Source organism: Paenibacillus sp. TAF43_2, assembly GCF_052113545.1.
Lineage (GTDB): Bacteria > Bacillota > Bacilli > Paenibacillales > Paenibacillaceae > Pristimantibacillus.
On the sequence record NZ_JBFRDK010000086.1, the window covers coordinates 1 to 26,375 of the forward strand.

The 26,375-nt window shown below is 45.3% G+C and carries 19 protein-coding genes; 4 read left to right on the forward strand and 15 right to left on the reverse strand.

Features of this window, described 5'->3' with window-relative positions:
* Positions 1-184: 184 nt before the first annotated feature.
* A complete protein-coding gene (locus AB4Z17_RS18630) occupies positions 185-535 on the reverse strand; it encodes a hypothetical protein (RefSeq protein WP_441912881.1) in 351 nt (116 codons plus the stop codon).
* A 182-nt stretch (positions 536-717) separates the two neighbouring features.
* Positions 718-1,692: an aldo/keto reductase gene (locus AB4Z17_RS18635; protein ID WP_441961312.1), complete on the reverse strand. Its 975-nt coding sequence runs from the start codon at positions 1,690-1,692 to the stop codon at positions 718-720.
* A gap of 257 nt (positions 1,693-1,949) precedes the next feature.
* Here AB4Z17_RS18635 and AB4Z17_RS18640 point away from each other — a divergent pair, with 257 nt between their 5' ends.
* Together AB4Z17_RS18640 and AB4Z17_RS18645 are read left to right on the forward strand one after the other, a co-directional pair.
* Complete coding sequence (locus tag AB4Z17_RS18640) at positions 1,950-5,285, forward strand: DEAD/DEAH box helicase (protein WP_441961314.1); 3,336 nt, start codon at positions 1,950-1,952, stop codon at positions 5,283-5,285.
* 379 nt (positions 5,286-5,664) lie between these two features.
* Positions 5,665-6,996 carry an arsenic transporter gene (locus tag AB4Z17_RS18645; protein WP_441912895.1) on the forward strand — a complete coding sequence of 444 codons (1,332 nt, stop codon included), beginning with the start codon at positions 5,665-5,667 and terminating at the stop codon, positions 6,994-6,996.
* Between the two features lie 83 nt (positions 6,997-7,079).
* Here the strand turns inward: AB4Z17_RS18645 and AB4Z17_RS18650 are convergent, their stop codons facing one another.
* Positions 7,080-7,637 (reverse strand): NUDIX domain-containing protein, encoded by a 558-nt coding sequence (locus tag AB4Z17_RS18650; protein ID WP_441961316.1) that lies wholly within the window; start codon positions 7,635-7,637, stop codon positions 7,080-7,082.
* A 161-nt stretch (positions 7,638-7,798) separates the two neighbouring features.
* Here AB4Z17_RS18650 and AB4Z17_RS18655 point away from each other — a divergent pair, with 161 nt between their 5' ends.
* On the forward strand, positions 7,799-8,791 hold the full coding sequence (locus AB4Z17_RS18655; protein ID WP_441961318.1) for a lipoate--protein ligase: 993 nt from the start codon (positions 7,799-7,801) through the stop codon (positions 8,789-8,791).
* A gap of 91 nt (positions 8,792-8,882) precedes the next feature.
* Here AB4Z17_RS18655 and AB4Z17_RS18660 read toward each other — a convergent pair whose 3' ends face one another.
* The 11 genes from AB4Z17_RS18660 to AB4Z17_RS18710 all read right to left on the reverse strand — a co-directional run bounded on the left by AB4Z17_RS18660 (position 8,883) and on the right by AB4Z17_RS18710 (position 23,112).
* The gene (locus tag AB4Z17_RS18660; RefSeq protein ID WP_076270373.1) at positions 8,883-9,071 is read right to left on the reverse strand and encodes a hypothetical protein; all 189 of its coding nucleotides are present in this window, start codon (positions 9,069-9,071) and stop codon (positions 8,883-8,885) included.
* A 72-nt stretch (positions 9,072-9,143) separates the two neighbouring features.
* Positions 9,144-9,290, reverse strand: coding sequence for a hypothetical protein (locus AB4Z17_RS18665; RefSeq protein WP_179089894.1), 147 nt, complete (start codon positions 9,288-9,290; stop codon positions 9,144-9,146).
* A gap of 143 nt (positions 9,291-9,433) precedes the next feature.
* A complete protein-coding gene (locus AB4Z17_RS18670; RefSeq protein WP_441961320.1) occupies positions 9,434-11,140 on the reverse strand; it encodes a methyl-accepting chemotaxis protein in 1,707 nt (568 codons plus the stop codon).
* Positions 11,141-11,243: 103 nt separating this feature from the next.
* Positions 11,244-15,734, reverse strand: a complete 4,491-nt coding sequence (locus AB4Z17_RS18675) for a M20/M25/M40 family metallo-hydrolase (RefSeq protein WP_441961322.1) — start codon at positions 15,732-15,734, stop codon at positions 11,244-11,246.
* Between the two features lie 317 nt (positions 15,735-16,051).
* Positions 16,052-17,623 carry an L-glutamate gamma-semialdehyde dehydrogenase gene (gene pruA / locus AB4Z17_RS18680; RefSeq protein ID WP_441961323.1) on the reverse strand — a complete coding sequence of 524 codons (1,572 nt, stop codon included), beginning with the start codon at positions 17,621-17,623 and terminating at the stop codon, positions 16,052-16,054.
* A gap of 6 nt (positions 17,624-17,629) precedes the next feature.
* Positions 17,630-18,544 carry a proline dehydrogenase family protein gene (locus AB4Z17_RS18685; RefSeq protein WP_441961325.1) on the reverse strand — a complete coding sequence of 305 codons (915 nt, stop codon included), beginning with the start codon at positions 18,542-18,544 and terminating at the stop codon, positions 17,630-17,632.
* 31 nt (positions 18,545-18,575) lie between these two features.
* Complete coding sequence (rocF, locus tag AB4Z17_RS18690) at positions 18,576-19,478, reverse strand: arginase (protein WP_441961327.1); 903 nt, start codon at positions 19,476-19,478, stop codon at positions 18,576-18,578.
* 98 nt (positions 19,479-19,576) lie between these two features.
* Entirely contained in the window at positions 19,577-20,782 is a 1,206-nt protein-coding gene (locus AB4Z17_RS18695) for an ornithine--oxo-acid transaminase (RefSeq protein WP_441961328.1), read from the reverse strand.
* A gap of 110 nt (positions 20,783-20,892) precedes the next feature.
* Entirely contained in the window at positions 20,893-21,615 is a 723-nt protein-coding gene (locus AB4Z17_RS18700; protein ID WP_441884411.1) for an amino acid ABC transporter ATP-binding protein, read from the reverse strand.
* On the reverse strand, positions 21,612-22,265 hold the full coding sequence (locus tag AB4Z17_RS18705) for an amino acid ABC transporter permease (RefSeq protein ID WP_441912904.1): 654 nt from the start codon (positions 22,263-22,265) through the stop codon (positions 21,612-21,614). Before AB4Z17_RS18705 ends, AB4Z17_RS18700 begins: the two co-directional genes overlap by 4 nt.
* Before the next feature lie 22 nt (positions 22,266-22,287).
* A complete protein-coding gene (locus AB4Z17_RS18710) occupies positions 22,288-23,112 on the reverse strand; it encodes a transporter substrate-binding domain-containing protein (RefSeq protein WP_441912905.1) in 825 nt (274 codons plus the stop codon).
* 352 nt (positions 23,113-23,464) lie between these two features.
* Here AB4Z17_RS18710 and AB4Z17_RS18715 point away from each other — a divergent pair, with 352 nt between their 5' ends.
* On the forward strand, positions 23,465-24,109 hold the full coding sequence (locus tag AB4Z17_RS18715; protein WP_441961330.1) for a GntR family transcriptional regulator: 645 nt from the start codon (positions 23,465-23,467) through the stop codon (positions 24,107-24,109).
* 769 nt (positions 24,110-24,878) lie between these two features.
* Here the strand turns inward: AB4Z17_RS18715 and AB4Z17_RS18720 are convergent.
* A partial coding sequence (locus tag AB4Z17_RS18720) for a putative bifunctional diguanylate cyclase/phosphodiesterase (protein WP_441961332.1) occupies positions 24,879-26,375 on the reverse strand: 1,497 nt, incomplete at its 5' end.

Sequence of the window (26,375 nt, forward strand, 5' to 3'; positions counted from 1 at the left end):
GCCATAAAGCCAAGCTCGCCACTTTTGATCTCTTCGATAATGGTACGTTTCTCTGATGCGGAATATTTAATTTTAGACATGAAAATGCTCCCCTCATAGCAACAGGTTTTTTATTATTTCACCTGTCTACTATTTGGGGAGCATATCATAGTGACAGCCTCTTATCTGTATACCGCTTACCGTTTTATCGCTCGTATCCGGGATAGTCGTAATCAGAGTCTTGCAGCTTGTTTAAAATATTCATTTGGCGAATATGATCTCTAGTTTCTGCCGTGCCTAACACATATACGGTTTCGTAAACCTTGATGATATCCTCATTAAACTTGTCGGTTGCTTTGTCATTATCAGCTGATTTATAAGGAATCGGTGCGCGAAATTGTGTTTTCTCATCATCCCGCTGAATTTGGTCGAGCAGCTGCTGAAGCTCACTGATCTCCGCCTGCGTTGCGGTTACCGTTAACTGATCATTGATGGAAGGTTCAGGCTCGACCCGCTTTCCAGAAATCGATACATAATAGGTTTGCTTCTCCGTCATGCCTCTCACTCTCCTCCTATTTGATAATAACTTATAAAACAAATCGGCTAGAGATGAAACAAGGCCGCATCTACAATTTGCCCACGAATGCAACAATAACAAGGCTTCTATACAAAGAAGCACCCACAAGCTATGCACCTTTTTCAAAGTGTTTTGCGTGTGGGTACCCGTTGTGTCTATCTCTACGGCAAGCGATACCATGCAAAAGGTTCACTCGTACGGAATGGGCGGCTAATCTTCTGCAATTCCTCTTCTGTATCTGCGGTCAGCTGCAAGGATACACTCTTCAAGTTTTCTTTGAGCTGCTCCACCTTTGTCGCTCCCACAATGACTGTAGATACGACAGGCTGATGCATAAGCCACGCAAGTGATAATACGCTTGGCGTACAGTCCAGTTGTCCCGCAAGCTCCGCTACATTTTCGCCTAATGCAATGGTTTTAGTATCAATAAAGCGCTGGAAATTCGGGTCGGTCTGAGCGCGAGAGCCCTCTGGCGCTTGCTGCGCTGCGCTGTATTTTCCTGACAAAATGCCGCCAGCCAGTGGGAAATACGGAATGATGCCCACGCCTTGGTCTAGACACATCGGAACCAGCTCGTTTTCCGGCGTTCGATCCGCTAAGGAGTAGCTTACTTGTGTCGATACGAAGCGGTTTATCCCAAGTCGATCACTGATTCCGAGCGCCTTCATCAGCTCCCACGCAAAGTAATTGGAAGCTCCAATGTAGCGCACCTTGCCAGAGCTTACCATATCCTCTAGTGCTCGAAGTGTTTCCTCAAGCGGTGTTTCAGGATCAAACGTATGAATTTGATATAGATCGATATAGTCGGTTTTTAGACGTTTTAAGCTCTGTTCCAGTTCCGTCTGCAAATGAAATCTGGACGAGCCGCGCTCATTTACGCCTGCTCCCCGAACTAGCCCTGCTTTTGTAGCTAAAACAACATGTTGACGCTGTCCCTCAAGCACCTGCCCAATAATTTTTTCGGATTCGGTGGCTGCATAGATGTTGGCTGTATCGATAAAATTGATTCCATTGTCTATCGCGCTATGAATGATTTGTTTTGAAGCCTCATAATCTGCGCGTTTCCCAAAAGCGTTGGTACCTAAACCGAGCGCGGATACTTTGAGGCCGCTATTTCCAAGTCGTCGGTAATGCATGGTTGTCCAGCTCCTTTTCCCATAATCAAGCTTAGCTTCTCTTCCTACATTATACCGTTGATTGCATTCAATTTCAGTATGAGCTGCCTAGACCACATCAAAAGTAGAGTTAGCATTAACCTTGTTTCATGCTAGGCTTTTATTTCAGAAGCACAATGCCCACATTTTGAATTGTGACCTGCTGTACATATTCTGATATGATAAGAATTAACTTACACATCGGAACAAGCGTTCCGCTAGCGGAAAGGAACCATACCATGAGCGTACAGTTGTCCGAGCGAGTTATTAAGCTGCTATGCGGCGATACCTTCTACGAACGCGGCGAAGCCTACTATAAAGATGGAAAAGTTACGCTTGCGGACCAAGGTCCGGAGGCAAGCAGCTTTAAAGCTATCGTAATGGGCAACCATCGCTATGAGGTTACGATCGATATTGACCTGGATGGAGACGTCGAAGCGGAGTGCTCCTGTCTCGCTTTCAGCACCTACGACAAGTATTGCCAGCATGTAGCTGCGGCGCTGCTGCAAATTCATCATTTTCAAAATGAGTATGATAAGCCTGCCCGTATCTACCCCTCACTCCTTCATCCAGAGGATAGGCCTAAGTATGATGATGACGAAGCAGATACAACCCATCTCCGTAATCGATATGCGGCGCATGCGGGGTTAGAAGCAGCCGATACTCGGCTGGCTAACGGCATGTTAGGCTTGTTCAGCCACCGTCCGATCCGCACAAGCGGAAGCCGGTCGCTTTTGGACATGCGCACCACTCTGGAAGTAGAGATTTCTGTTAAGCTTTTCCCCTACGGCTTCCGAAAGCAAATGTTCGRCATTGAGCTTAAGGTTGGCCCAAAACGGTTATATATCGTACAGCAAATACGAGAATTTCTGGAAAAGGTCGATCGGCGGGAGCCTTACGTCTTCTCGAAACATTTTACCTATAATCCAGCCGTTCACAGCTTTCAGCAGGAGAATGATGCGGTGCTTGCGAGGCTTATTCAAATCTACCGAAATGAAAAGATATTCAGGGAATCGCTGTCCCGCTCATTTCTAAGAGAGGCTCCAGCAGGCGGAGACCGTATGCTGCTTGTGCCTCCCTCCTCATGGGATAAGACGCTTCCTCTGCTAACTGCTGCACCGACCGTACAGCTGCTCTATAACAATCAAACGTTTCATGGCATTGAACGGAGCGACGAAGCGCTCCCGCTCCATTTTGCGTTTGATCAAGCGACGAGCGACGGCTATCAATTGGATATTCAGGGACTTGATCAGATCATCATTATGGAAGATTATGAGCTGGTCATTACAAACGGCAAGCTGATTGAGCTGAAACCGGAATCTTGCACACGGCTTATGGAGATGAAGCAGCTGCTCGACACTTCGCGCAAGCCAAAGATTCATATTGCCCCTGCGCAAATGGAGCCGTTTATGGAAAGGGTCATCCCGGGACTAATGAAGCTGGGCAGTGTCGGAATTGCGGAATCAATATCTGACCGCGTGCTGCAAACGCAGCTTAAAGCGAAGCTTTACTTGGACCGGGTAAGAGATCGGCTGGTCGCAGGGCTTGAGTTCCAATATGGCGACATTATTATTAATCCTTTAGAAGGAAGCGAGAAATCACGCGGTACTGATCGCATTCTCATGCGGGACGGAGAACAAGAGCGGCTCATTCTCGAGCTGATGGAGCTGGTTCCCTTTGCCAAAACAGAGGGCGGCTATTTCATGGAGGACGAGGATTCGGAATTCGAATTTCTGCACCATATCATCCCGCGGCTTGAGAAGCTGCTGACGGTGTACGCTACCTCTGCTGTTAAAGTGCGAATTGTGACCAAGCATGCAGCGCCAAAAGTAACGATTAATGTAGATGAGCGTACAGACTGGCTGGAATTCAAGTTCGATATGGACGGCATTCCTGAATCGGAAATTCGGAACCTGCTGAAGTCGCTTGAAGTGCAGCGCAAATACCACCGCTTGCCAAACGGCTCGTTATTGCCGCTTGATGGCGCCGAGTTTCAAGAAATTATCCATTTCTTAAATGAAGTCGGCTTGCGCCAGAGCGATATTCAAGGAACCGAATTTCGGATACCTACAGCCCGCGGCCTGCATCTCATTGGTTCACATGAGAACGGAAATGCGGTAAGACTTGGAAAATCGTTCCGCCGGCTGCTGGAAAACATGCGTAACCCCGACAATTTGGATTTCCCAGTGCCGGACAATCTCGCGAACGTGCTGCGGGATTATCAACAGTATGGCTATCAATGGATGAAGACGCTTGCCCATTACCATTTCGGCGGCATTCTTGCCGATGATATGGGGCTCGGGAAAACAGTGCAGGCGATCGCATTTGTCGTCTCCGTACTGCCGGAGATTCGGAAGCGAGAGCAGCCTGCATTGATTGTTGCTCCTGCTTCACTCGCCTACAACTGGCTGAATGAGCTGAAGAAATTCGCTCCAGAGGTTCGCGCCGTTATTGCCGATGGCACCAAGTCAGAGCGCAGCGGCGTGCTGACAGGCGATTCTTCGGCGGATGTGATCATAACTTCATATCCCTTGCTGCGCAAAGATATTAAAGATTATATGAAGCAAAGCTTCCACACGTTGATTTTGGACGAGGCGCAATATTTCAAAAACCATACGACTCAAACCGCGCAAGCCGTTAAGGCTATTGATGCCGGGTATCGCTTCGCATTGACCGGCACGCCCGTGGAAAATACGCTGGAGGAGCTATGGTCTATTTTCGGAGCCGTTTTCCCAGCGTTATTTCCCAGCAAGCAAGCTTTCAATGAGCTATCGCGAGAAGCTGTCGCCAAACGGGTTCGTCCGTTCTTGCTGCGCAGGCTGAAAAGTGATGTACTGAAGGAGCTGCCTGACAAAATCGAGTCGATTCAAGCATCGGAGCTGCTGCCTGAGCAGAAACAGCTGTATGTCGGCTTCCTAGCCAAGCTGCAGCAGGAGACAGTGAAGCATTTGAACGATGAAAGTTTCCAGCAAAATCGAATTCGAATTTTGGCTGGAATAACAAGGCTTCGCCAGCTCTGCTGCCATCCTGCCTTATTCGTAGAAGATTACCGAGGAAGCTCCGCCAAATTTGAGCAGCTCCTCGAAATTATCGAGGAATGCCAAAGTGCTGGCAAGCGGCTGCTCATCTTCTCACAATTTACAGAGATGCTCGGCCTAATCGCACGGGAGCTGGGTTATCGAGGCATTACTCATTTTTATTTGGACGGGCAAACTAAAGCCTCCGAGCGCGTCGAGCTTTGCAATCGATTCAACGACGGTGAGCGCGACCTCTTCCTGCTCTCGTTAAAAGCCGGGGGCACTGGACTAAACTTAACGGGTGCAGACACTGTTATTCTCTACGACCTTTGGTGGAACCCAGCCGTCGAGCAGCAAGCAGCCGATCGTGCACATCGCATTGGACAGAAAAACGTCGTGCAGGTCATCCGGCTCGTAACGCAAGGCACGGTCGAGGACAAAATGTATGAGCTTCAGCAAAAGAAAATGAACCTGATTGACGAGGTTATCCAGCCTGGTCAGGAGGCTCTATCCTCTCTATCGGAAAAGGATATTCGTGAAATTCTGATGATTGAGTGATGAACATGAAATAGTAGTCTCTCGATTATGTTGAGGGGCAAAGCGGCAGTCAATGACTCTTAGTAAAATAAAAACCCTCCAAACGACCATCGTTAGGAGGGTTTTTTTGGGCTTTAATCCATAGAAGCTATCTATCATTATGGGGCAAATATCTTCAATTGATACTAGCAGATTTTGATAGAGATAGGGATATTGACCAGTACGAACACTCTATCATGTACGTATACTTACACTACATAGATACAAAATAAATAAGAGAAAGGAGGATCTCTAGTTTTGCTAGAATGCTAGTTTTCCAAGTAGCCTAAGGTTCAATCTAGAAAAGGAGTGCTGCACAATAAAGCAAAAAAAGGGTTCAAAACTGAAAAGAGGTTAAAGCATGCATGACTTAATGATCATTATGACCATTTCCGCGTTCCTTCTAACAATCAGCTTCATCTTCTGGCGACCGCAGGTCAATGAAGCGATACCCGCAACAATCGGAGCTGCAGTCGTTCTTCTTAGCGGAAGCGTCTCACTTTCCGATCTCGGTCAAATAACCGAAACGATAAGCGGGGCTGCGGTCACCATTATTGCTACTATCGTTATGGCCATTGTTTTAGAAAGCTTCGGTTTTTTCTACTGGGCAGCCGAGCTGCTCACCAAAAAAGCACGCGGCTCCGGCATTCGTTTGTTTTGGCTAACAAACTTATTTTGCTTTCTCATGACGCTTTTTGTAAACAACGACGGAAGCATCTTAATTACAACGCCCATATTACTGCTCTTGCTGCAAAATATGGGATTAAAAAAACATCAAAAAATACCTTATCTCTTATCTGGCGCATTAATCGCAACGGCATCTAGTGCCCCTATCGGCGTAAGCAATATCGTCAATTTAATTGCGTTAAAAATCGTTCATATGGATCTCTACATGCATACCGCCATGATGTTCGTACCCGCTTCGCTTGGACTTGTCCTCTTGTCGCTCCTGCTGTTTGCCGTTTTCTATCGCACACTTCCAAAAACACTTCCTCCCGCTTCCAGGTGGAATCTTATGCCCGGCAGCCATCCGCTAAAGGAAACCTTGCCTAAAGAGAACCGCAACCGCTTCATGCGCAATATTCTTATTTTTGTATTTTGTGTTCGTATCAGCCTCTTTGTAGCTTCCTACATCCACTTCCCCGTCTCTGCAATGGCTGTTATCGGGTCTGCTCTTCTGCTAGGCTGGCGTTGGTACCACTTGAAAATTTCACCGACGGACATGCTCAAAAAAACACCTTGGTATATACTCATATTCGCTTTCAGCATGTATGTAATCATTTATGGCCTTAACAACATTGGTTTAACGGATTGGCTTATTCATCTTATGCAGCCTCTCATCTCAGGAAGCCTGCTTCACGCCAGCGTTCTCATGGGCGGACTTTTAAGCGTACTCTCCAATTTATTCAACAACCATCCCGCACTTATGGTCGGTACGATTACACTAATGAATATGGGCCTCGATCCTCTGACGTTAAAAATTGCTTATCTCGCTAGTGTCATCGGCAGTGACATTGGTTCGCTCCTATTGCCAATTGGTACATTGGCAACGCTTATGTGGATGCATATCGTACGTAAAGGCGGGGTTCCAATTAGCTGGGTTCAGTATTTGAAGGTAACTTCAATCGTCATTCCGATTACCGTTGTATTCACGTTGATTCTATTATCGTATTGGGTATACTGGGTGTTCTAATTTGCAAAAAAAGAGACCTTCCGCAAGGAAGGTCTCTACTATAAATAATAGGATAAACATTTCATCTGGTTAATAGCTGTATTTTATACTCGAAATAATCCATAACCGTCCAAAGGCACGACAGGCGACCTATCTATCTTAAGTCCTTGTGATTGTCCATGGAAAGCAACATCAACCAGCCACTGTGTAAAGCCGGCAACATCCATTGATTCCAGCTCCTGCAAGGTGAAGAAACCGGCAGCGTCAACCTCCACAAAATCCGGGGTAGGCTCTCCGCTCACATACTCCATCTCAAATGCGACGTACAGATTATGTATATTTCTCGGCTGATCACGCAGTGCTACGACGTTTTTAACGATTGCTTGCACGCCGCACTCCTCCATAACCTCTCGCTCAATCGTGTCTTGAATGGCTTCCAGCTGCTCGATATAGCCGCCAGGATTCGTCCATTTTCCTTTTCCAGGCTCTTGCGCTCGGCGAACGAGCAAAATTTTCTCATCCTTAACGACCAGTGCTCCGACACCAATGCTATAATTTCCCCAATGAACGAAGCTGCAGCTCGTACAAGCCCGCCTCATCGTACCGTCAACGTCACGGGTTTCGAGCTCATGACCGCATGACATACAAAATTTCGCTTCCATTTGCTTCACCTCTGCATCAAGCTTTTTTTCTCATTTGATTATACGAATTATTTCAGCTTATGCATAGGTTGTACCCATTAAGTACGAACCTTTCATTTGATAAGGAACAGGACGTACAGGTATAATGCCAATATGAGCTACAGCATAGGAGGACAAAGATCATGCGTTTTGTAAGCAATAATGGCATCACCGACCCAACGCTTAATTTGGCATTAGAGGAATATATATTGCGTTCATTGCCTGACAACGATGACTACTTGCTTTTCTACATAAATGAGCCATCCATCATCATTGGCAAAAACCAAAATACCGTCGAGGAAGTTAATGCAGATTACGTGGAGAGCAGCGGGCTTCACGTCGTCCGCAGACTCTCTGGAGGGGGAGCCGTCTACCACGATCTCGGCAATTTGAATTTCAGCTTTATTATGAAGGATGACGGTAAGTCCTTCCACAATTTCAAGAAGTTCACCGAGCCCGTTGTACGCGCGCTTCAAGAGCTGGGTGTAGACGCCGAAATGACTGGCCGAAATGATCTACAGGTTGGCGAGCGAAAAATATCCGGCAATGCGCAATTTTCGACGAAGGGCAAAATGTTCAGTCATGGAACGCTGCTGTTTAATTCTGAAATCGAAAATGTTGTATCTGCGCTGAAGGCAAATGCTGAGAAATATGTATCGAAATCAACGAAGTCGATCCGCAGCCGCGTGGCGAATATTACAGAGTTTTTGAAAGAGCCTATGACGATAGAGCAGTTTAAGCAAAGACTGCTTCAGTCCATCTTTGAGCAATCGGCCGAAATTCCGTTCTACGAGTTATCTGAACAGGACTGGCAAAATGTACACAAGCTGGCGGAAGAGCGCTACCGCAGCTGGGAATGGAACTATGGCCGTTCTCCATCCTTTAATGTGCAGCAGAGGAAACGAATTGAAGGAGTCGGCACCTTTGATGTTCGTCTACAGGTTGAAGAAGGATTGATTGTGAACGCTGCTATTTACGGAGACTTTTTTGGCCGTGGCGACAGCAATGAAGTTGCGCAGAAACTGATCGGCATTCGTTATGAAGCTTCCGCTCTAAAGCAGCTTACAGCTGATATTGATCTGCCCTTCTATTTCGGTCCGGTAACGAAGGAACAATGGCTTGAGTTAATTTTGTAAGCAGCATGCAAACAGCCCCTTGCGATATGCGAGGGACTGTTTACGTAATCATTGAAGGAGAGATTATGTTCACCCTTCATCCCCGCTCCCTTTATCCATTGAAACGTCGATATAACCGATTTACTGCTGCTGACATCTTCTCATTTTCCTTCCCCTTGCGCTCCAGATTTTCCTGATCTGCCCTCTCAAGCGAAAGCAGGATTAATCCATAACCAACGGCTGAAAGCGATGCTGAAAGCTTGGCCAGTTCTTCAGACTTAATCTCTTTTTTATCTGCCATCAACTTTTCTCCTTTATATTGAAATTTTTAGAATACTTTTATGTGATAAGCTGAATCATCATGGTCAAAGGTTTAAAGCAGCTCTTCCTTTTCCTCTTTTGCTTTTATGACGGCAAACAATCCAAATAAATCGCCAATGACTAATATAACTGCAGCCCATATAGCAAGGTCATCAGACGATAATTCAGTTATCTCCGGTTTTGTTGTCGTTTTTGGCATTCGGATTAAGCTCCTTGATTTCATGTGATGATAACAGCCTATGCCAAGGAGCTGATTTGGGTTTGGGCGTATGCCGCTGTGTCCAGAAATAAAAAGGACGACAGCAAGAAACCCCAAGCGGTTCGCTCGGGGCTTTCAACCAGTTATACCATTCTGAACTTAGAGACATGGCTTTGCAAATCACCTGCTGCCGCATGAAGCGTTGTTGCAGATGCTGTAATTTCTTCCATGTACGCTAGCTGCTCTTCGGTTGCTGCAGATACGCTTTGCGTTAATGCTGATGATTCATTAGCCTGCTTCGCGCTGGCTGAAGTGGAAGCAGCAATGTTTTGCGAGCCTGTAGATATTTGTATGGATGACGCAGCGATCTCTTGAATTTGGCTTGCTACCTCACTCACTGAGCTGCGGATAAGCTGGAATTGGCTGCTTGTCTCGATCAATGAACGCTTTCCCTTTTTCACTTCATTTTTCCCTTTATCCATCATAGAAGCAGCCTGCATTGTATTGTTGCGTACAGTGCCGAGCAGCTTAGATGCTTTTTTTGACGCTTCTTCCGATTGTTTCGCTAAGTTTCTAACCTCTTCCGCTACTACAGCAAACCCTAGGCCATGTTCCCCTGCTCTTGCTGCTTCAATGGTTGCATTTAATGCAAGCAGCCGAGTTTGACCCGAAATGGATGCAATTAATGCTACGATGTTCTCGATGTGCTGCACGCTTTCCTTCACATTTTCCATCGAATTCGCAGTTTCATCGACGATCTGATCAATGCTGCTCATGTCTTGGGTGGCAAGCTCCATGTAGGAATGTCCGCCATCTACGATAAGAATGGCTTGCTCTGACGTTTCCGAAATCACCGTTACCGCGGATGTTATGCTTCTAATTGCTTCGACAATGTCCTCCATCGCTGTTGAAATTGCTTCTGAGCCTTGCAGCTGCTCCTCCGCTGATGCAGCAACCAGCTGCGTCGATTCAACGATGTAATACGTAGCTGCTGAGGTTTGTTTGGCTCCTTCACGCATCTCCTCCGAGCTTGCTGCCAGCTGCTTCGCTGCCTGATTGACCTGCTCTATCATCTCCTGCAAACCGCTTCTCATACTGTCAAACGAGTCTGCTAATGAACCGATTTCATCTTTATTTCGAATGTGAAGAGGCGTGCTGCGCAAATCACCGCTGGCTACGGCCACAGCTAATCCCGACAACCGTCTAATGGGAATGGAAATATTTCTAGAAAGCAGCGTACCCAACAGCAGCGTCACCACAATAAGGAGGATACTTCCGATAAGCATAGAAATATTTGACTGATTAACTTCCCTATCGTTTGCCAGTACCTTTTCCGCCATAACGCTTTCTTGTTTTTGAGCGAGTTTAATCGCATTGGTGCGAATTAGCTTGGCCAAAGGGAAAACGCGTGTGTTGGCATAAGAAGTGGCTTTTAGCTGCTCCACATCGTTAAACGCTGCTATCCGTTCCATGTATTGATTGTTCCAGCCCAGAAGGGCGTCAAGCGCTTTAATATCTTCCTCATTTTGTATCAAAGCTTGTGCTGCCTTTGCTTGAATAACAATATCCGCACTTACCGCATCCATTTCTTTTAAAATGTCTTTATTTTTATTCAATAAGTAATCGCTAAAGCTGCTATTGAGCTGAACGGCATTTCTTTGAATAGACTCCATATTCATAAGGACGGCTACATTATTGTTAATAAGCTCATTATAGGATCTATTAAGATTATTTAGGTTATAAAAAATAAAGCATAATAGAAGCATAATAAAAACAATTGCAGCAAAAAAACTGCCGTAAATCTTATTGGCTATCGTTAATTTACGTTTGCTCCCAATATTCAATTTCATCTATGCCGTCCTCCTTACGTTTTCTGTGAGACAATATGTACTTCATGAACAAGCTTTAAATAAAAGGGCTGCCGCTGGCAGCCCTTTTATTTATTGCTATAATTTAATTTTTCTTAAGGAGCTTGCTAATGATAACGGCTGCTTGCGCTCTGTTAGCTATGCCTTTTGGAGCATAGGAGCCGTCCGTCATGCCGTTGATCACGCCTTGCTCTGTCAGAAGGGCAATCGCTTCTTTCGCATACGATGCCATTTTAGCTTGGTCGCTAAATTTACTTAAGGCACCCTCTACGTCACTTGCTGCTGTATCCTTATTGATGAGCTTCAAGGCGTTCGCAGCCATAATAGCCATTTCTTCACGTGTAATTGGTCGGTTAGGATCGAATTTGCCCTCTCCTACACCTTGAGCCAGTCCTGCTTTCACCGCTGCAGCTACTGAAGCGTAGTACCAATCAGACGTTTTCACATCACTGAAGTTTGCCGTAGCACTCTCATCCGCTAGTTGATAAGCGCGAACAAGCATGGTCAAAAACTCAGCTCGCGTTACTTGTTTAAGCGGTGCAAATGATGTGCTGCTAATACCTGTAATAATGCCTTTTCCAGCCAACTCCTTAATTGCGTCTCCAGCCCATGCCTCGACAGCTCCTAAATCTTTAAACTCAGGAACGTCAATTGGCGTTGGCGTCGGTTTCGGAGTCGGTGTTGGCGTTGGTGTTACAACTGGATCCGGTCCGCCAGTGCCTGGGTCCGGTGTCGGAGTGACAACTGGATCTGGTGTCGGTGTTGGTGTTTCAATTGGATCCGGCGTTGGTGTTGGTGTTTCAACTGGATCCGGTGTTGGTGTTGGTGTTTCAACTGGATCCGGTGTTGGTGTTGGTGTTGCAACAGGTCCCGTCTCCTCAGCAGATGCCGCAGCGAATATTGCATTGGCTACTACTCTGAATTGCTTTTGCGGGTGTGCTCTGTTCAGCAAATCATTCGCAAACAAGGTGACATTAATTTTGCCTTTCTTGTAAGTGAAGCCAATCGTTTTACCTTTTACTTTATCATTTCCAGGCCACCAGCCTGCTTTAAAGAAGTCAGCATCTGTGCTTGCCGTTGCCAACACCTTCGCATTTGCAGGAGTAGAAGTGATCCATGAACCCGATGCGGTGTAGAAGAATTCTTTTGCATCGTACGCAGCTGTAATCAAATGCGTTTGATCCAGCTCTGTTTTGAACAAGCCTTCATGGGAGCTTCCTGTCGTTGCGAAATCGAAACCTGGCAACAGCGTCGAACCCTTCATCGTGTTCATTGCTGATCTTCCGAATCCAACATAAGGCTTGCCTTCACCGATCAGGTTCGTGCTTGCTTGTCCGCTTGTGTTAATAAGTACATCGCTTGCTGCCATATCTGTAGTAACTGGGAAACCCAAATCTTTTAGAACAAAAGCAGGGACTCCTGTTGCGGATACCGTCGTCAATTTCAACAGTGGGCCTTCCTTGCTGTTCTTACTGTCAAAAGCAATAACATCGAGCAAATACTTTTTGGAAATAGACTGGAGATCCGCTTTGGAAACGAGGAAATCTCCTAACTCATAACCTGCAGCGCCTTTGCTCAGCATCGTTACTGCTTTCTTAGCTGCAAGCAATTCATTCACTGCTTTAATTGCCGCATTGCTCGTGTTTCTAATGACATACTGTTCTGCGTCGCCTGGAATGGTCGTCTCTGGGATCACGACTCCAGTAACACTCGTCGTTTTACCGGAGAAGGCTCCATCTTGACGAACCACATAACGATCAAAACCTCTCATATCAGCAAAGCTTTGAACGATTTCGGCATACATTTCAGAGAAATCCGATACATCAAAGCCGTCATATAAGACGAGATTAGCGTAACCCCTCTTCGCTTGCTTCATGTTGACAACGTAAGAGCCAATTGGATAAACGACCTCGCCAATCGTCACGGGTGTCGTGGTTTGTTCGACTTTCACGCCATTGCTCAGCAAGTACTGAACCATTTCATACGTTGCTAGGCGGTTTTTTTGCAAATCGCTTGCTACAGGAAGAACATAATAGTCTGGGAAGAAATTAGTTTCTGCGCCGCGCGGTCTGCCAATGACTTGATCAGCAGCATTCGTCAAATATTTATCAACGGTACGGCTGTCTGTATTCTCAACTCCGCGTTTATAAACTTCAAGCTGGTTCAAAAACAATTTTTCTTTGTTTTCTACTACATATTTTGTTGCAGCAACGCTCGCATAGAAGAGTGCAGTCGTTGAATCCTCGTTAAGCTCTGGTATTTCCAGCGTGTGACCTAATGCACCATGGTGCATCGCATAAACAGCTGTGTACGCAGGAGATGCATCGTCCCAACCTGATTTATTAGGTCCGCTGTTGTTTTGATGAGATTCATACGGAATTTCGTAGCTTGTATATTTGGTATTAGCAATACCTGCTTTACCCATCGCATTCGCTTGCTCGAGCATGCTTCCAATCAATAGATCGTACTCGAAGTTCGGATCATGCGGCGGCGTACACGGCTCGATCAGGAAGCTGCCTACGAAACCGTGCATATCCAAGAAGGAAAGCGGCGACCATTTGGCAATTTCTTTCGTTACGATTTTTGTTTCGGGCTGTGTTTGATAGGAATTATCGCGGTTCAAGTCAAACGAGTTGGCATTTGCCCGCGTATTCAATGAGCGACCATCTGGATTTTCCGTAAAATTCATTAGGAAAATAGCATTTTCAAGCGCATCATTTACGTTTAATGTAACGGGCAGCGGATTTGCAGCATCCTCGTTCGTATTAAACGTAATATTATCCTTCATCCCCATTTCTCGGAAGAAGTTAAGAATAACGTCTACGCCAGGCGCTTCATCCGGATGGATGTTGTTAAGCCATACTGGAACTTTATAGTCTGTGAACGTGCCATTTTTGATTTTATCCTGCAAGCCCTTCGGATCATTCATCATAGCAGGCATCGTTTCATTTAAATATTTGTCTACAGAAGCTTTGTCCTTTGCCAAAATCGTAAAGTAAATGTTTCTGCCCTGCACGGATTGGCCAAGAACCTGCGTTTCGACATAGCGATTATTTTTCACATTAATTTCTGCTGTAATGGCGTCAATCTCTGGTTTAATTTCATCATACGAATGATAGCTGTCATACACATTAAGCTTAATTGGCGCTGTCGCAATGGTGCGGCCATTCTGATCTAGAACAGCAAAATCACGTGTACCAAGCATTGCCGGGTATCTGGAGCGGTGAGAACCTGACAAGTTGGTTGTGTTGTAAATAAGGTCAAACGTAATTTGCGCTTTAACCGTCGTTCCATCCAGCACTGGCGTCCCTTCCAAATAGATGAATGGGTCTCCCGAATACGAGTTCGTGCCCCACTTCTTCCATTCGGTCAGAGGCTTGTCGCCATAGCTCCATTTTAGATCTGCAAGCGCTACGCCTGCTGGCAATTCGAATGAAACGTCAATCGTTCTTTTTTCCGTAATGGATGCTTTATCTGTACTTAATTTAAGCTTCTCAGGTGCAAGCTCTTCTACTTCTAGAAGAATGCCTGTCAGCAATTTTGTAAATGTGGTTAAATGCTCTTGGATTCTTCCCGGATAAGCAGATTCGATGTAATCAAGAGTATCTTTTGCTGTGTGCCATATCTCTCCATCCAGTGTAGTTTGCGTATAACCATCCTTGTCGCCAAGGCTCCAGTTTGTCGCTTCCAAGTAGGCGTAAGGAATGCCTGCTTTCGAGAATGGCGCATGATCGCTCCAGTCTCCGGTTGTACCAGCTGGGTACTGAGGATTTTCACCTGGATTAGTTATGACGGAAAGATCAAGGCGATCAGCAATGCTAAGGCCGAGGTCACGAACGAAACCTTTTGAGCCTTTGCTGCCATAAATGTACATATTGTCGCCGACAGCCACACTATCGAGGTTAATCATCGCAACTGTGTTTTTCTTATCTTCTGCCGTCATTTGAGACACATAATATTGAGAACCTCTAAGTCCTTGCTCTTCTGCGCCAAACGCAATGAATTTAATCGTATACGGCGTAGCTACTTTGGATACTGCTTTCGCTGATTCCAGCATAACCGCTACACCTGAAGCATTATCATCAGCGCCTTTGCCTGCGCTGACGGAGTCATAATGCGCGCCTACAATTACAACCTTCGGCGAGGTTCCTACTTTAGTTGCGACGATGTTATTTGAATTAACCGTTGTCCCACCGCGAGTATAGCTGAACGGCTGAACCACAGTATTAAGTCCTAGTTTTTCAAACTCAGCCTTTACATAATTTCCGGCTTCAACCTCTTTCGCTGTACCCGCAACACGAGCACCGATTGTGGTCGCCATATAATTAAGATAATCATAAGCACTTTTGCCAACCGAATCTTCCGGCTCAGCAAGTGCAGAGACAATCAGCGGCTCCGTATCGGAAGTTTCATCCAGCCCCGTTGTTCCTGGAGCGACTACAGTCTCCTCAGCAGGAACCGAACCTGTATCGGCACCTTCCCGCGCATATGCAGCACCAGGAGCAATGATAGAGAAAATAAGCATTAAGGAAAGCATGAGTGCGAGAAGCTTTTGAGAGATAATCTTCTTAGGCATGTTCTTCCTCCTTTTTTGTCTAGCAATTAATCCAATAAACAGAGTGCAGCAATCGACAAATTAACAATGCTATACTCATCACTCCCATTCCGCCTTTGCGTTAATCAATTTTGACTTAATCTAGGATGTGCCTTTATGTATATGTGGGTAAAGCGTCAAAATTTGTATACAATATACTTCTATACGTGAGATAGTGTAACATCAACATTCCATATAGACAATGGCATTTTTAGATATTCGATCAATATTCGATAAAAATCAATCTTTTATGTTATTTTATATAACATTAAATTCATGAAATACCGACCATTATTCATTCATAGTTTAATAGACGTGAGTTTAGCTTGCGTGAACAATAGCATATAATCATGTCCGCCAGCCTTTGAATCTGTACCTGACATATTAAATCCCCCAAAGGGATGAACGCCTACTAACGCTCCCGTACATTTACGGTTAATATACAGATTGCCGCAATGCATTTCCTGCAGCGCTGCTTGGATACGATCCTCTTCTGCTGAGAAAAAAGCTCCTGTCAGCCCAAATTCCGTATCATTGTATATACGAATAGCCTCCTGCCAATCCCTCGCCTTAGCAATGGCTAGTACAGGCCCGAATATCTCTTCTTGCATTAACGAATCTTTTGGAGCAACATCAGCAAATACCGTTGGCTCTATGAAATAGCCGCTCTCTATTCCTTTTCCGCCGCCTGCTATCAATCTACCTTCACTCTTGCCTCTCTCAATGGCATTCAAAATCTTTTCAAAAGATGCTTTGTCAATGACAGGCCCGATTGCCGCGTTCTCTTCCGGGGAACCCATAACAAGCTTGCTCGTTCTTTCTTTCACTTTTTCAATTAACTCATCATACACATCCGCTACAACAATGGCCCTTGAGCCTGCCGAACATTTCTGTCCTTGAAACCCAAAAGCAGAAGCTACAATAGCATCAGCAGCAGCATCGATATTGGCCGTTTCATCTACGACAATACCGTCTTTCCCGCCCATTTCCGCTACAACTCGCTTCATCCATATTTGTCCCGGCGCTTGCTCAGCAGCGAGCCTATTAATACGCAGCCCTATTTCCTTCGAGCCTGTGAAGCTAATGAATCTGGTCTTTGGATGGCTAGTCAAGTAGTCGCCGATTTCTGCACCGCTTCCCGGCAAATACTGAATAACATCAGCAGGCATCCCCGCCTCCACCATCAGCTCATAAAACTTGTAAGCAATAATCGGAGTTGTAGATGCAGGTTTCATAATAATGGTGTTGCCTGCAACAATAGAGGCACTAGCCATTCCAGCGCATATTGCCAGCGGGAAATTCCAAGGCGGAATAACAATCCCGACGCCCAGCGGAATATAAGTCAGCCGATTGTCTTCACCTGCTAGCTTAACCAGCGGTTTTAGCTCATTGGTTTCCGCTAATTTCAACATTTCACGTGCATAATAATCCATAAAATCAATCGCTTCTGCCGTATCCGCATCGGCTTCTGCCCAGTTTTTACCCGACTCAATTACGAGCCACGCCGAAAAATAATGCTTCCGCTCCCGCATGAGCGCCGCGGCTTTCATCAAGCACCTCGCCCGTGTCCATACCGATGTATATTTCCACGTTTCAAAAGCAGCAAGCGCTGATTTCATCGCCTGTTCAGCTAATTCTTGGCTCGCTTTTGCCACTTCACCTACTACTTCATCCGACTTTGCCGGGTTGCGCGATACGATATAATCAGCGGTATGGACGGCATGACCTCCAATATGCAGCGGGTATTGCTTGCCTAATTCCGTTCTCACATGAGCAATTGCTTCCAGAAAGGCGGCACGGTTCTCAGCATTGCCAAAATCAGTCATCGGTTCAGTAACAAATGGCGTTACATTCCATTCTCTCATTGTCATTCCCCTCTACTTCCACATATTTTTCAGTACAAACCAAACGTTATCAGGTCGTTMAGCCAGTCTGCGCATGAAATAACCAAACCAATCTTCACCGTAAGGAACATAGATTCTTACTCTATAACCATCGCGAACGAGTTCATCCTGCAGCTCCTCGCAAATGCCATAAAGCATTTGGAACTCGAATTGCTCCACTCGAATTCCCTGCTCTTTGATGAATCTTTTTGCGGTCTCAATGATGGCGCGATCATGGGTCGCTATCCCCGTGTAGCTGCCGCTCTGCAAATGCATCTTAATTAATCTCTCAAATGATTGATCGACATCCGTTTTCTGCGGATAGGCAACCTCTTCAGCTTCTTTATAAGCGCCCTTCACCAATCTTAGGTTGGCACGATTAAGTCCTAGCTCATGAACATCCTGCTCCGAACGAAACAAATAAGCTTGAATAACGATACCTACATGGTCGTATGACTCTCGCAGCCTCTTATATAGATCAAGAGCAGGCTGGCAGTGAGAGTAATCTTCCATATCGATTCGAACAAAAATGTTCATTTTTGCAGCGGCATCCAATATCGTTCTCATATGCTCCTCGCACAGCTTGCTGTCCAGATCCAGTCCTAAGCTTGTAAGCTTTAAGGATAAGTTCGCATTTGCATTAGAAGCAGCAATTGCCTTAAGCGTCCGCAAGCACATATTTGCGGAATGGGCCGCTTCTTCCTTGCCTCGAATAAATTCACCTAAATGATCTAAAGTTGCCATTTTTCCTTGTTTATTAAGCTTCTTGACCGCTTCAATGGCGCTGCTTATTTCAACCCCAGCTACAAATCGGCTAGCTCCCAGCTTGAGGCCATATTTACGCGCCAAACTCCCCATCCGACTGCTTTTTCCGAGAGTCAGAAAAAAGCTCCTCATCATTTTTTCCATAGCAAACCCTCGTCCCCTAACAGCCTAGATTCTATATGATTCGTTTGCCAAGCAGAGAGGTTGCCATCTCAACCGCAAGCCGAGAGGTACGCATGCCTACATCCAGCAAAGGATTTACTTCCACAATATCCATAGAGGTCACGCGGCCTGTTTCAGCTAGCAGCTCCAGTGCTAAATGCGCTTCGCGATAGCTTATTCCGCCTGGAACCGGCGTTCCTACACCCATAGCTTCCGCCGGGTCCATACAATCCATATCAAAGCTTACATGCACGCCATCCGTACCGCTGCTCACAATCTCAATCGCCTTCTCCATGACCGCCTTCATGCCCATTCGGTCAATGTCATGCATTGTGAAGCAAGCGATTCCTTCCGAGCGAATAAGCTCCTTCTCGTAATGATCCAAATCACGCGCTCCGATAATTACTACATTTTCTTTCTTAATGAGCGGTCCAGCTCCCGGTATATCGGATAGCTTAAATTTCCCTAGACCCATCGCTACCGCAAGCGGCATACCGTGCATATTTCCAGAAGGAGTGGTCTCCTCCGTATTCAAGTCGCCATGCGCATCAAACCAGATAATGCCCAAATTATTGTAATGACCAGTCAAACCAGCTAACGAGCCAATCGCAACACTATGGTCCCCCCCTAATACGAGAGGAAAAGAGTCCGCAAGCACTGCGCGATAGACCTGTTCACCTACTAGCCCGCTCATCTCTTTCACTTCGGGAAAATATTTCATCTTGGGCTGCTTCGGATCAAGCACGCCATGCCTCGGGCAGCTTACCTCGTAATTGCCAACTAAATCAAATCCCATACTTCTGATTTGACGCGCTAGCCCTGATTGAATAATGCTTTCCGGACCAAGCTCCGATCCTGCGCGGCTTCCGCCCATCCAGAACGGAACGCTTATGAGTCTCACTTTTTTGCTCGCCATAAAATCCGTCCTCCCCATCTTGTTAAGATTCGCTTCCCCAATGCTTCCCAAAGTGAACATCCCCTTCCTTAAGCTGTCTCCGTCCGCAAATTCATCCCTTATTCGGATTGAAGCACAAGCGCAATCCTTTCTATCGCCCAATCGATCTCTTTTTTCGTTATAATAAGCGGCGGCGCAAACCGAATGGTCGTGTCATGTGTTTCTTTGCACAATAGCCCTTTCGCCATCAGACGTTCACAGTATGGCCTAGCTGCTGTATCAAGCTCCAAACCGATAAACAAGCCCTTACCGCGAATTTCCACAATATGCGGTGAACTAATTTCAGCTAATTGTTCTCGAAAATATTTCCCCAGTTCATCCGAACGCTCTGCCAGCTTCTCCTCCTCGATGACATCAATCGCTGCTGCAGAGACTGCACAAGCCAGCGGGTTGCCGCCAAACGTAGATCCATGCGAACCAGGCTCAAAAACATTTAAAATCGTATCGTTTGCGGCGATTGCCGAAATAGGCATTACCCCGCCGCCCAGCGCTTTGCCCATAATATAAACATCTGGCGTTACATTTTCCCAATCACACGCAAAGCGTCTGCCTGTACGTCCAAAACCGGTTTGAATTTCATCGGCCACGAACAGCACATCATTTTGTTTGCACAATGCGTAGGCTCCTGATAAATATCCTTCCGGTGGAATAATGATACCCGCCTCCCCTTGAATGGGTTCAACGAGAAAGGCAGCTGTATTCGGTGTAATCGCCTGTTCAAGAGCAGCCAAATCACCGTAAGGAACTAACTTGAAGCCTGGCGTAAATGGTCCAAAATCCTTTTTGTATTCCTCCGTTGAAGAGAAGGAAGTGACCGTTATCGTCCGACCATGAAAATTGCCCATACAAACGATAATTTCCGCTTGGTCGTGCTCCACGCCTTTCTCGCGATATGCCCAGCGACGAACCGCCTTAATGGCGGTTTCCACTGCTTCTGCCCCCGTGTTCATTGCCAAAATTTTATTTTTGCCCGTGTAATTAACGAGCTTTTCATAAAACTCGCCCAGCTTATCATTGTGAAAAGCTCGCGAAGTGAGCGTTACTTTATCCGCTTGATCTTTAAGTGCATGAATAATCCTTGGATGCCTATGACCATGATTAAGAGCGCTGTACGCACTGAGCATATCCATATACCGATTGCCTTCAGGGTCGTTCACCCAGACACCTTCAGCCTCCGAAATAACGATAGGCAGCGGATGGTAATTGTGTGCGCCGTATCGATCCGACTGCTCCATGACAACCGCTGTAGATTTGGTAGATGTCATATCGATGAAATCACTCCCTGTAAATTTGTATACAATATTCAATTACTGTTATAAAAAAACCTGGATTGATTATTAACCACCAGGAATTTACAAACTAAACGACCTTGCTGCTATAAAACCTTTGCCAAAAAATCTTGCGTTCGCGGGTGCTGAGGATTTTGGAATACCTTCAGCGGCACTCCCTCTTCAACAATGCAGCCGCCATCCATAAACAGCAGCCTATCGCCAACCTCGCGGGCAAAACCCATTTCATGCGTTACAATAACCATCGTCATTCCGTTTTGAGCAAGCTTCCGCATGACTTCAAGCACCTCTCCAACCATCTCAGGATCGAGTGCTGACGTTGGTTCATCAAACAGCATCACGCTAGGCTGCATGGCAAGCGCTCTCGCTATCGCAACACGCTGCTTTTGTCCGCCTGAGAGACGATCTGGATAGGCATCTTTCTTGTCTTCGAGCCCCACTAAGCGCAGCAGCTCCACAGCTTCTACATTTGCCTGCTCTTTGCTCAGCTTCTTTAGCTTACGCGGAGCAAGGGTCAAATTTTCCAAGACGGTCATATGCGGAAATAAATTAAAATGCTGAAACACCATGCCCATTTCTTGACGAATCCGATTTAACTCCGACTGTTTATTTATAATTTCACGATCATTCAGCTGAATATGACCAGCTGAAGGCTCCTCCAATCGATTCAAACAACGAAGAAAGGTGCTTTTTCCAGAGCCGCTTGGCCCAATAACAACGACGACCTCGCCTTTGCGAATCACCGTGTCTATCCCTTTCAATATTTCGTTTTTTCCATAAGATTTGCGCAGCCCTTTTACGACTATCATCTGCTTCTCAACTTCCTCTCTAGCACAGCAAGCAGCCTGGATAATGTAAATGTCATGATAAAATATAAAGCGCAGGCGATTAACAACGGCTCCATCGGCGAGAAGGTGACGCTCTGAACCGTCCGAGCATTGAACATCAGCTCCGCAATGCCTATGACGGATATAAGCGAGGAATCTTTTATAATAATAATGAATTCATTGCCGATTGCCGGCAGCATGTTGCGGAAAGCTTGCGGCAGCACGATGTACCGAAGCGCCATACCTCTGCTCAGCCCCAAGGATCGAGCCGCCTCCGTCTGACCCTTGTCGATTGCTTCGATTCCCGCACGGAACACCTCAGCCATATAGGCAGAACTATTAATCGTAAGAGCAACCACTCCGGATATAAAAGGCGGAAGATTTATGCCAAATCCAGTCAGTCCATAATGAATAATAAAGATTTGCACGAGCATCGGGGTTCCTCGTATGATCTCGATATAGGTAGAGGCCAAAAACTTAACCGGCCAGATGCGCGAGATTCGCAATAATGCAAAGACAACCCCAAGCACTGTGCCTAGTGCCACGCCGAAGAAAGACAGCTCCAGCGTGACCAAGGCTCCTCTCAAAAAAATCGGCCAATACTCAGCCATGAAACCGAAGTTTAAATCCATATCCAACTACTCCGTCCGCTCTTTATTCTCCAACCAGCTCATTTGCCTCAACGACATAACGATCAATTTCGCCGCTTTCCTTCAAACGAGCAATCGTTCCATCAATTTTATTAAGCAAATCTTGGTTGCCCTTCTTAACAGCTATGGATACGCCAGCTTCTTCTACGGGCTGCTCAATCTTTACTTCAGACACTGCAATATCCGTTTGGGCCACTGCGTATTGATCCGCAACCGGTTTTTCTAGAATAATGGCATCTACACGACCGCTCTTCAGCTCCAAAATCAATTCAGGAATTTTAGCCAAAGCCGTTAGCTTCGCATCGGCGATTTCCTGTGCAATGCCTTCTTGAATCGAACCTTTTTGAATACCGATTTTTTTGCCTTTTAAATCATCCAATGACTTGAATTGCTCAGTTTGGTCCTTTTTCACCAAAACGCCTTGGCTAGTCAAGTAATAGATTTCAGAGAAATCAACGTTCTTTTTGCGTTCTTCCGTAGGCGTCAGACCCGAAATAACCATATCTACTTTTCCTGTATCGAGTGCGAGCAGCAAACCATCAAAGTCCATATCTTGAATTTTGAGCTCAGCATTCATATCTTTTGCAATCTCTCTAGCAATTTCAATATCAAAACCTACGATCGTATCTTTACCGTCTATTAACTTATGGAACTCAAAGGGTGCATAATCTGCACTTGTACCTAGGGTAAGCGTTGTTTTCTCTACTGCTGGAGGATCTGTTGCCGCGTTATTGTTCGTTGCAGCTGGCGTGTTTTCCTTATTGTTTTGACCACATGCCGAAAGGACGACCATAACCGAAATAAGCAGCAATGATAATTTCTTTTTCATTTCCATCTCTCCCAATTCATTATCTGATTTAGTCTAAAATCCCCCGAATTGAATACGGAGTTAAATCTGTATACAATATACATATATGATGGTAGTAATTATAACATCGGTTTCCACTATCTACAATGTTTTTTTATGATTCTATTAAAAATTGTTATTTATATGTGAGTTATTATGACACCTTTCGACATATTCATACGCTTGTCTAATATCTGGATCAGATGATAAAATAGTGAAATCATCTACTGTACGAATGCATGTTCAATCACCTAAGACATTTCTTTATCCCATATAAAAGTTAAACAGCAAACAACTTCACCTTATTAAAGTAAGTTAGAACAGGGGAACCTACATGCAATCACCTAAATACCAATCGTTAAAAGACCATGTTTACGAGTATATCGCTCAAAAAATCCAAGATGGCACATTACTGCCGAATCAAAAAGTTAATGAAGCTGAAATTTGCAAAAAATTAGATATAAGCCGTACGCCTACCAGAGAAGCATTATTTCAACTATCCTCCGACAATCTCCTAGATTATTTACCTAGACGCGGCTTCACGGTCAAAGCCTTTGATTCCAAGAAAAAACTCGATTTTTCCCGAATTATTGGAGTGTTGGATGCACTCGCTGCTACTTTGTGCATTGATTTACTTCAACAGCCCGACTTCACCGAAATGGAAAGGCTTGTCGACAAAATCGATCTTGATATTAGCAAGCTGTATTTTTCCGATTATCATATGGACCAATACAATTTCCATGATATTTATATAAAAAAATGCGACAACCCTGTATTAATTGAAACGTTGAATTCATTAAAGAACAGCTTTATTCGTCAGTCCTATGCAAGTGAAGACAAACCAAAGCTTGCAAACGTGCTAAAGCAAGTAAATGAGGAGCATCGAAAAATTCTCAACTTGTTCAAAGCGAAGGATAAAGAAGCCTTGGAAGCTACACTTAAGCATCACTGGCGCATTATTGATACCGAGATGCTCTAGTTCAGCACAATTGGGACTTTCAGAAGCATCAAGCCTCGGTTAGCGGAACACTCCAAATCATGAAAAAAAGTGACTAATGAAATGCAAAAGGAGCTTAGCGACTTCAGTCTGCTTAGCTCCTTTATTATGGATCTCCAACGTTGCTTTTTTAGCAGGTTATGAGTATGCGAGAGGCGCCGCCCTCCGGGTTTCCTTAGGGTATGCCTAGATATAGAAAGAAAATAATGTAGTAGACATGTCCCAACTGTTTAACAACGTCAGCTATGGACGAGAAACATCTTCTAAGTTTCTTGGGTATATATACTGATAATAAATATCCTCGTTACCTTTTATAAAATGTTCAACTTCAGCACAATATTCTGTACCATCGCCAATTATATCCACAACTTATTTTAAAAGATTAATTAGAAATGCTCACGATGATAGCTCGGGTGGCTTCTGGGGTTACGGACATAGGTTCCGCTATTTATGTCATTTTGCTCTTTTTTAGATTTTAACGGACATAGGTTCCGCTATTGTCTTGAAAACAAGCGCATTGGGGATATTTCAGCACGAATAACGGAACCTATGTCCGTAACATGCTCAAAAACCTCGCAGTTTCTAAAATAGCGGAACTGATGTCCGACAAACTTGGGCAGCTCTTGATTGTAGTTTGGGTATCGGCTGGGGTTACTACGGATAAGTTCTGGTAGCTTTCGCATGTCCCTGATCGGCTTGAACAAGCAGCTATAAGTTAGAATAATTATATCGGCGCGGTAAGAGCATAACCTCACCTTGCGACTAGCAGTTTATTAAACTCTAGCAATGGGAGCGGCTTATGATAGTAATAACCCTGCGCTTTGTCGCAGCCAAGCTGCTTTAGCTGTTCATATTGATCCAATGTTTCTACGCCCTCCGCAACCACCTGCTTCTGCAGGTCATGCCCCATCGACACAATCGTCTTCACGATAGATAAGCCGCCTTGATAGGCATCCATATCAGTAATAAAGGAGCGGTCAATTTTGATAATAGCAATCGGCAGCTGCCTTAGCACACTTAATGAGGAATAACCTGTACCAAAATCATCAATGGCGATATGTATACCTAAAGCAACAAGCTCATCGAGCATCTTTCTAGCTACATTTAAATTATTAACGACCATGCTCTCCGTAATCTCCAAGCATAACCGATCAGGCTCAAGGCCGCTGCTGCGCAAAATCTCCTGAACCTTGTTTACGAAATCCGGCTGCATGAATTGTCTCGACGAAACGTTCACCGACAGCATAAAATCATTCCAGCCTTGCTCCTGCCACAGTTTACCCTGCTGACAAGCTTCCGCAATAACCCATTGCCCAATTTCATTAATTAATCCCGTTTGCTCTGCCAGCGTGATAAATTCTCCTGGATGCACCATGCCAAGCTCTACCGATTGCCAGCGAATAAGGGCCTCCGCCCCTATCAGCTGTCCGCTCGCCAAATTAATCTGCGGCTGATAATGGAGAACAAATTCCTTGCGTTTAAGCGCTTTGCGAAGATGCTTCTCCAGCTTGACGTCTCGCTGTACTAGAGCAATCATCTCATTCGTATACAAGCGATACTGATTGCCTCCGCTATGTTTCGCATTGTACATGGCAATGTCTGCCCTCTTGATAAGCCCATCAGAGCTGTCATCATCAAATGGATGGACACTAATTCCAATGCTGCCGCCTAGGTAGAAATCTTGCCCTTGAAGCGTAATCGGCAGCTGAAAGGCTAGATGAATGTTTTCGGCAAGCGACACGATTTCATCATATTCTTCCGCTTCTTTAATTAAAATAATAAATTCATCTCCGCCCAGACGGGCCAGCAAATGCCGATGGTCCACATTTTGACGCAGGCGCTGAGCAACGTCAATTAAAGCCTGATCACCAAACTGATGTCCAAGCGTATCGTTTATCAGCTTAAAGCGATCCAAATCGATAAGCATGACTCCCAGCAGCGCTTTTGATGATTTCACAGCTTTCAACGAAGCTTCCAGTTCTCGATTAAAGTGATAGCGGTTAGGCAGCTTAGTCAATGTATCGTGATGTGCCAAAAAATGAATGAGACGCGACTCTTCCTGCTGCTGCGTAATATCCCGAATGACCATTAACAAAAACCAATCCTTACCCTCAGCCATCATTTCCGTATCAGCCAAAATCGCACGTTTCTGGCCTTTTCGATTCACTATGGTCAGCTCACGGTTTCTCCATGCATCCTTCGGAAAGGAAGAAGCAAAGGCTTCCTCCATGTCTTTGCGTTCGTTCAT

Coding starts and splice junctions, on each gene's coding strand:
- AB4Z17_RS18635 (WP_441961312.1), bottom strand. CDS start 1,692: ATGCATTACCGACGACTTGGAAATAGCGGCCTCAAAGTATCCGCGCTC.
- AB4Z17_RS18645 (WP_441912895.1), top strand. CDS start 5,665: ATGCATGACTTAATGATCATTATGACCATTTCCGCGTTCCTTCTAACA.
- AB4Z17_RS18695 (WP_441961328.1), bottom strand. CDS start 20,782: ATGACATCTACCAAATCTACAGCGGTTGTCATGGAGCAGTCGGATCGA.
- AB4Z17_RS18715 (WP_441961330.1), top strand. CDS start 23,465: ATGCAATCACCTAAATACCAATCGTTAAAAGACCATGTTTACGAGTAT.
- pruA (WP_441961323.1), bottom strand. CDS start 17,623: ATGACAATGAGAGAATGGAATGTAACGCCATTTGTTACTGAACCGATG.
- AB4Z17_RS18675 (WP_441961322.1), bottom strand. CDS start 15,734: ATGCCTAAGAAGATTATCTCTCAAAAGCTTCTCGCACTCATGCTTTCC.
- AB4Z17_RS18660 (WP_076270373.1), bottom strand. CDS start 9,071: ATGGCAGATAAAAAAGAGATTAAGTCTGAAGAACTGGCCAAGCTTTCA.
- AB4Z17_RS18650 (WP_441961316.1), bottom strand. CDS start 7,637: ATGGAAGCGAAATTTTGTATGTCATGCGGTCATGAGCTCGAAACCCGT.
- AB4Z17_RS18665 (WP_179089894.1), bottom strand. CDS start 9,290: ATGCCAAAAACGACAACAAAACCGGAGATAACTGAATTATCGTCTGAT.
- rocF (WP_441961327.1), bottom strand. CDS start 19,478: ATGGCGAGCAAAAAAGTGAGACTCATAAGCGTTCCGTTCTGGATGGGC.
- AB4Z17_RS18705 (WP_441912904.1), bottom strand. CDS start 22,265: ATGGATTTAAACTTCGGTTTCATGGCTGAGTATTGGCCGATTTTTTTG.
- AB4Z17_RS18630 (WP_441912881.1), bottom strand. CDS start 535: ATGACGGAGAAGCAAACCTATTATGTATCGATTTCTGGAAAGCGGGTC.
- AB4Z17_RS18655 (WP_441961318.1), top strand. CDS start 7,799: ATGCGTTTTGTAAGCAATAATGGCATCACCGACCCAACGCTTAATTTG.
- AB4Z17_RS18710 (WP_441912905.1), bottom strand. CDS start 23,112: ATGAAAAAGAAATTATCATTGCTGCTTATTTCGGTTATGGTCGTCCTT.
- AB4Z17_RS18700 (WP_441884411.1), bottom strand. CDS start 21,615: ATGATAGTCGTAAAAGGGCTGCGCAAATCTTATGGAAAAAACGAAATA.
- AB4Z17_RS18670 (WP_441961320.1), bottom strand. CDS start 11,140: ATGAAATTGAATATTGGGAGCAAACGTAAATTAACGATAGCCAATAAG.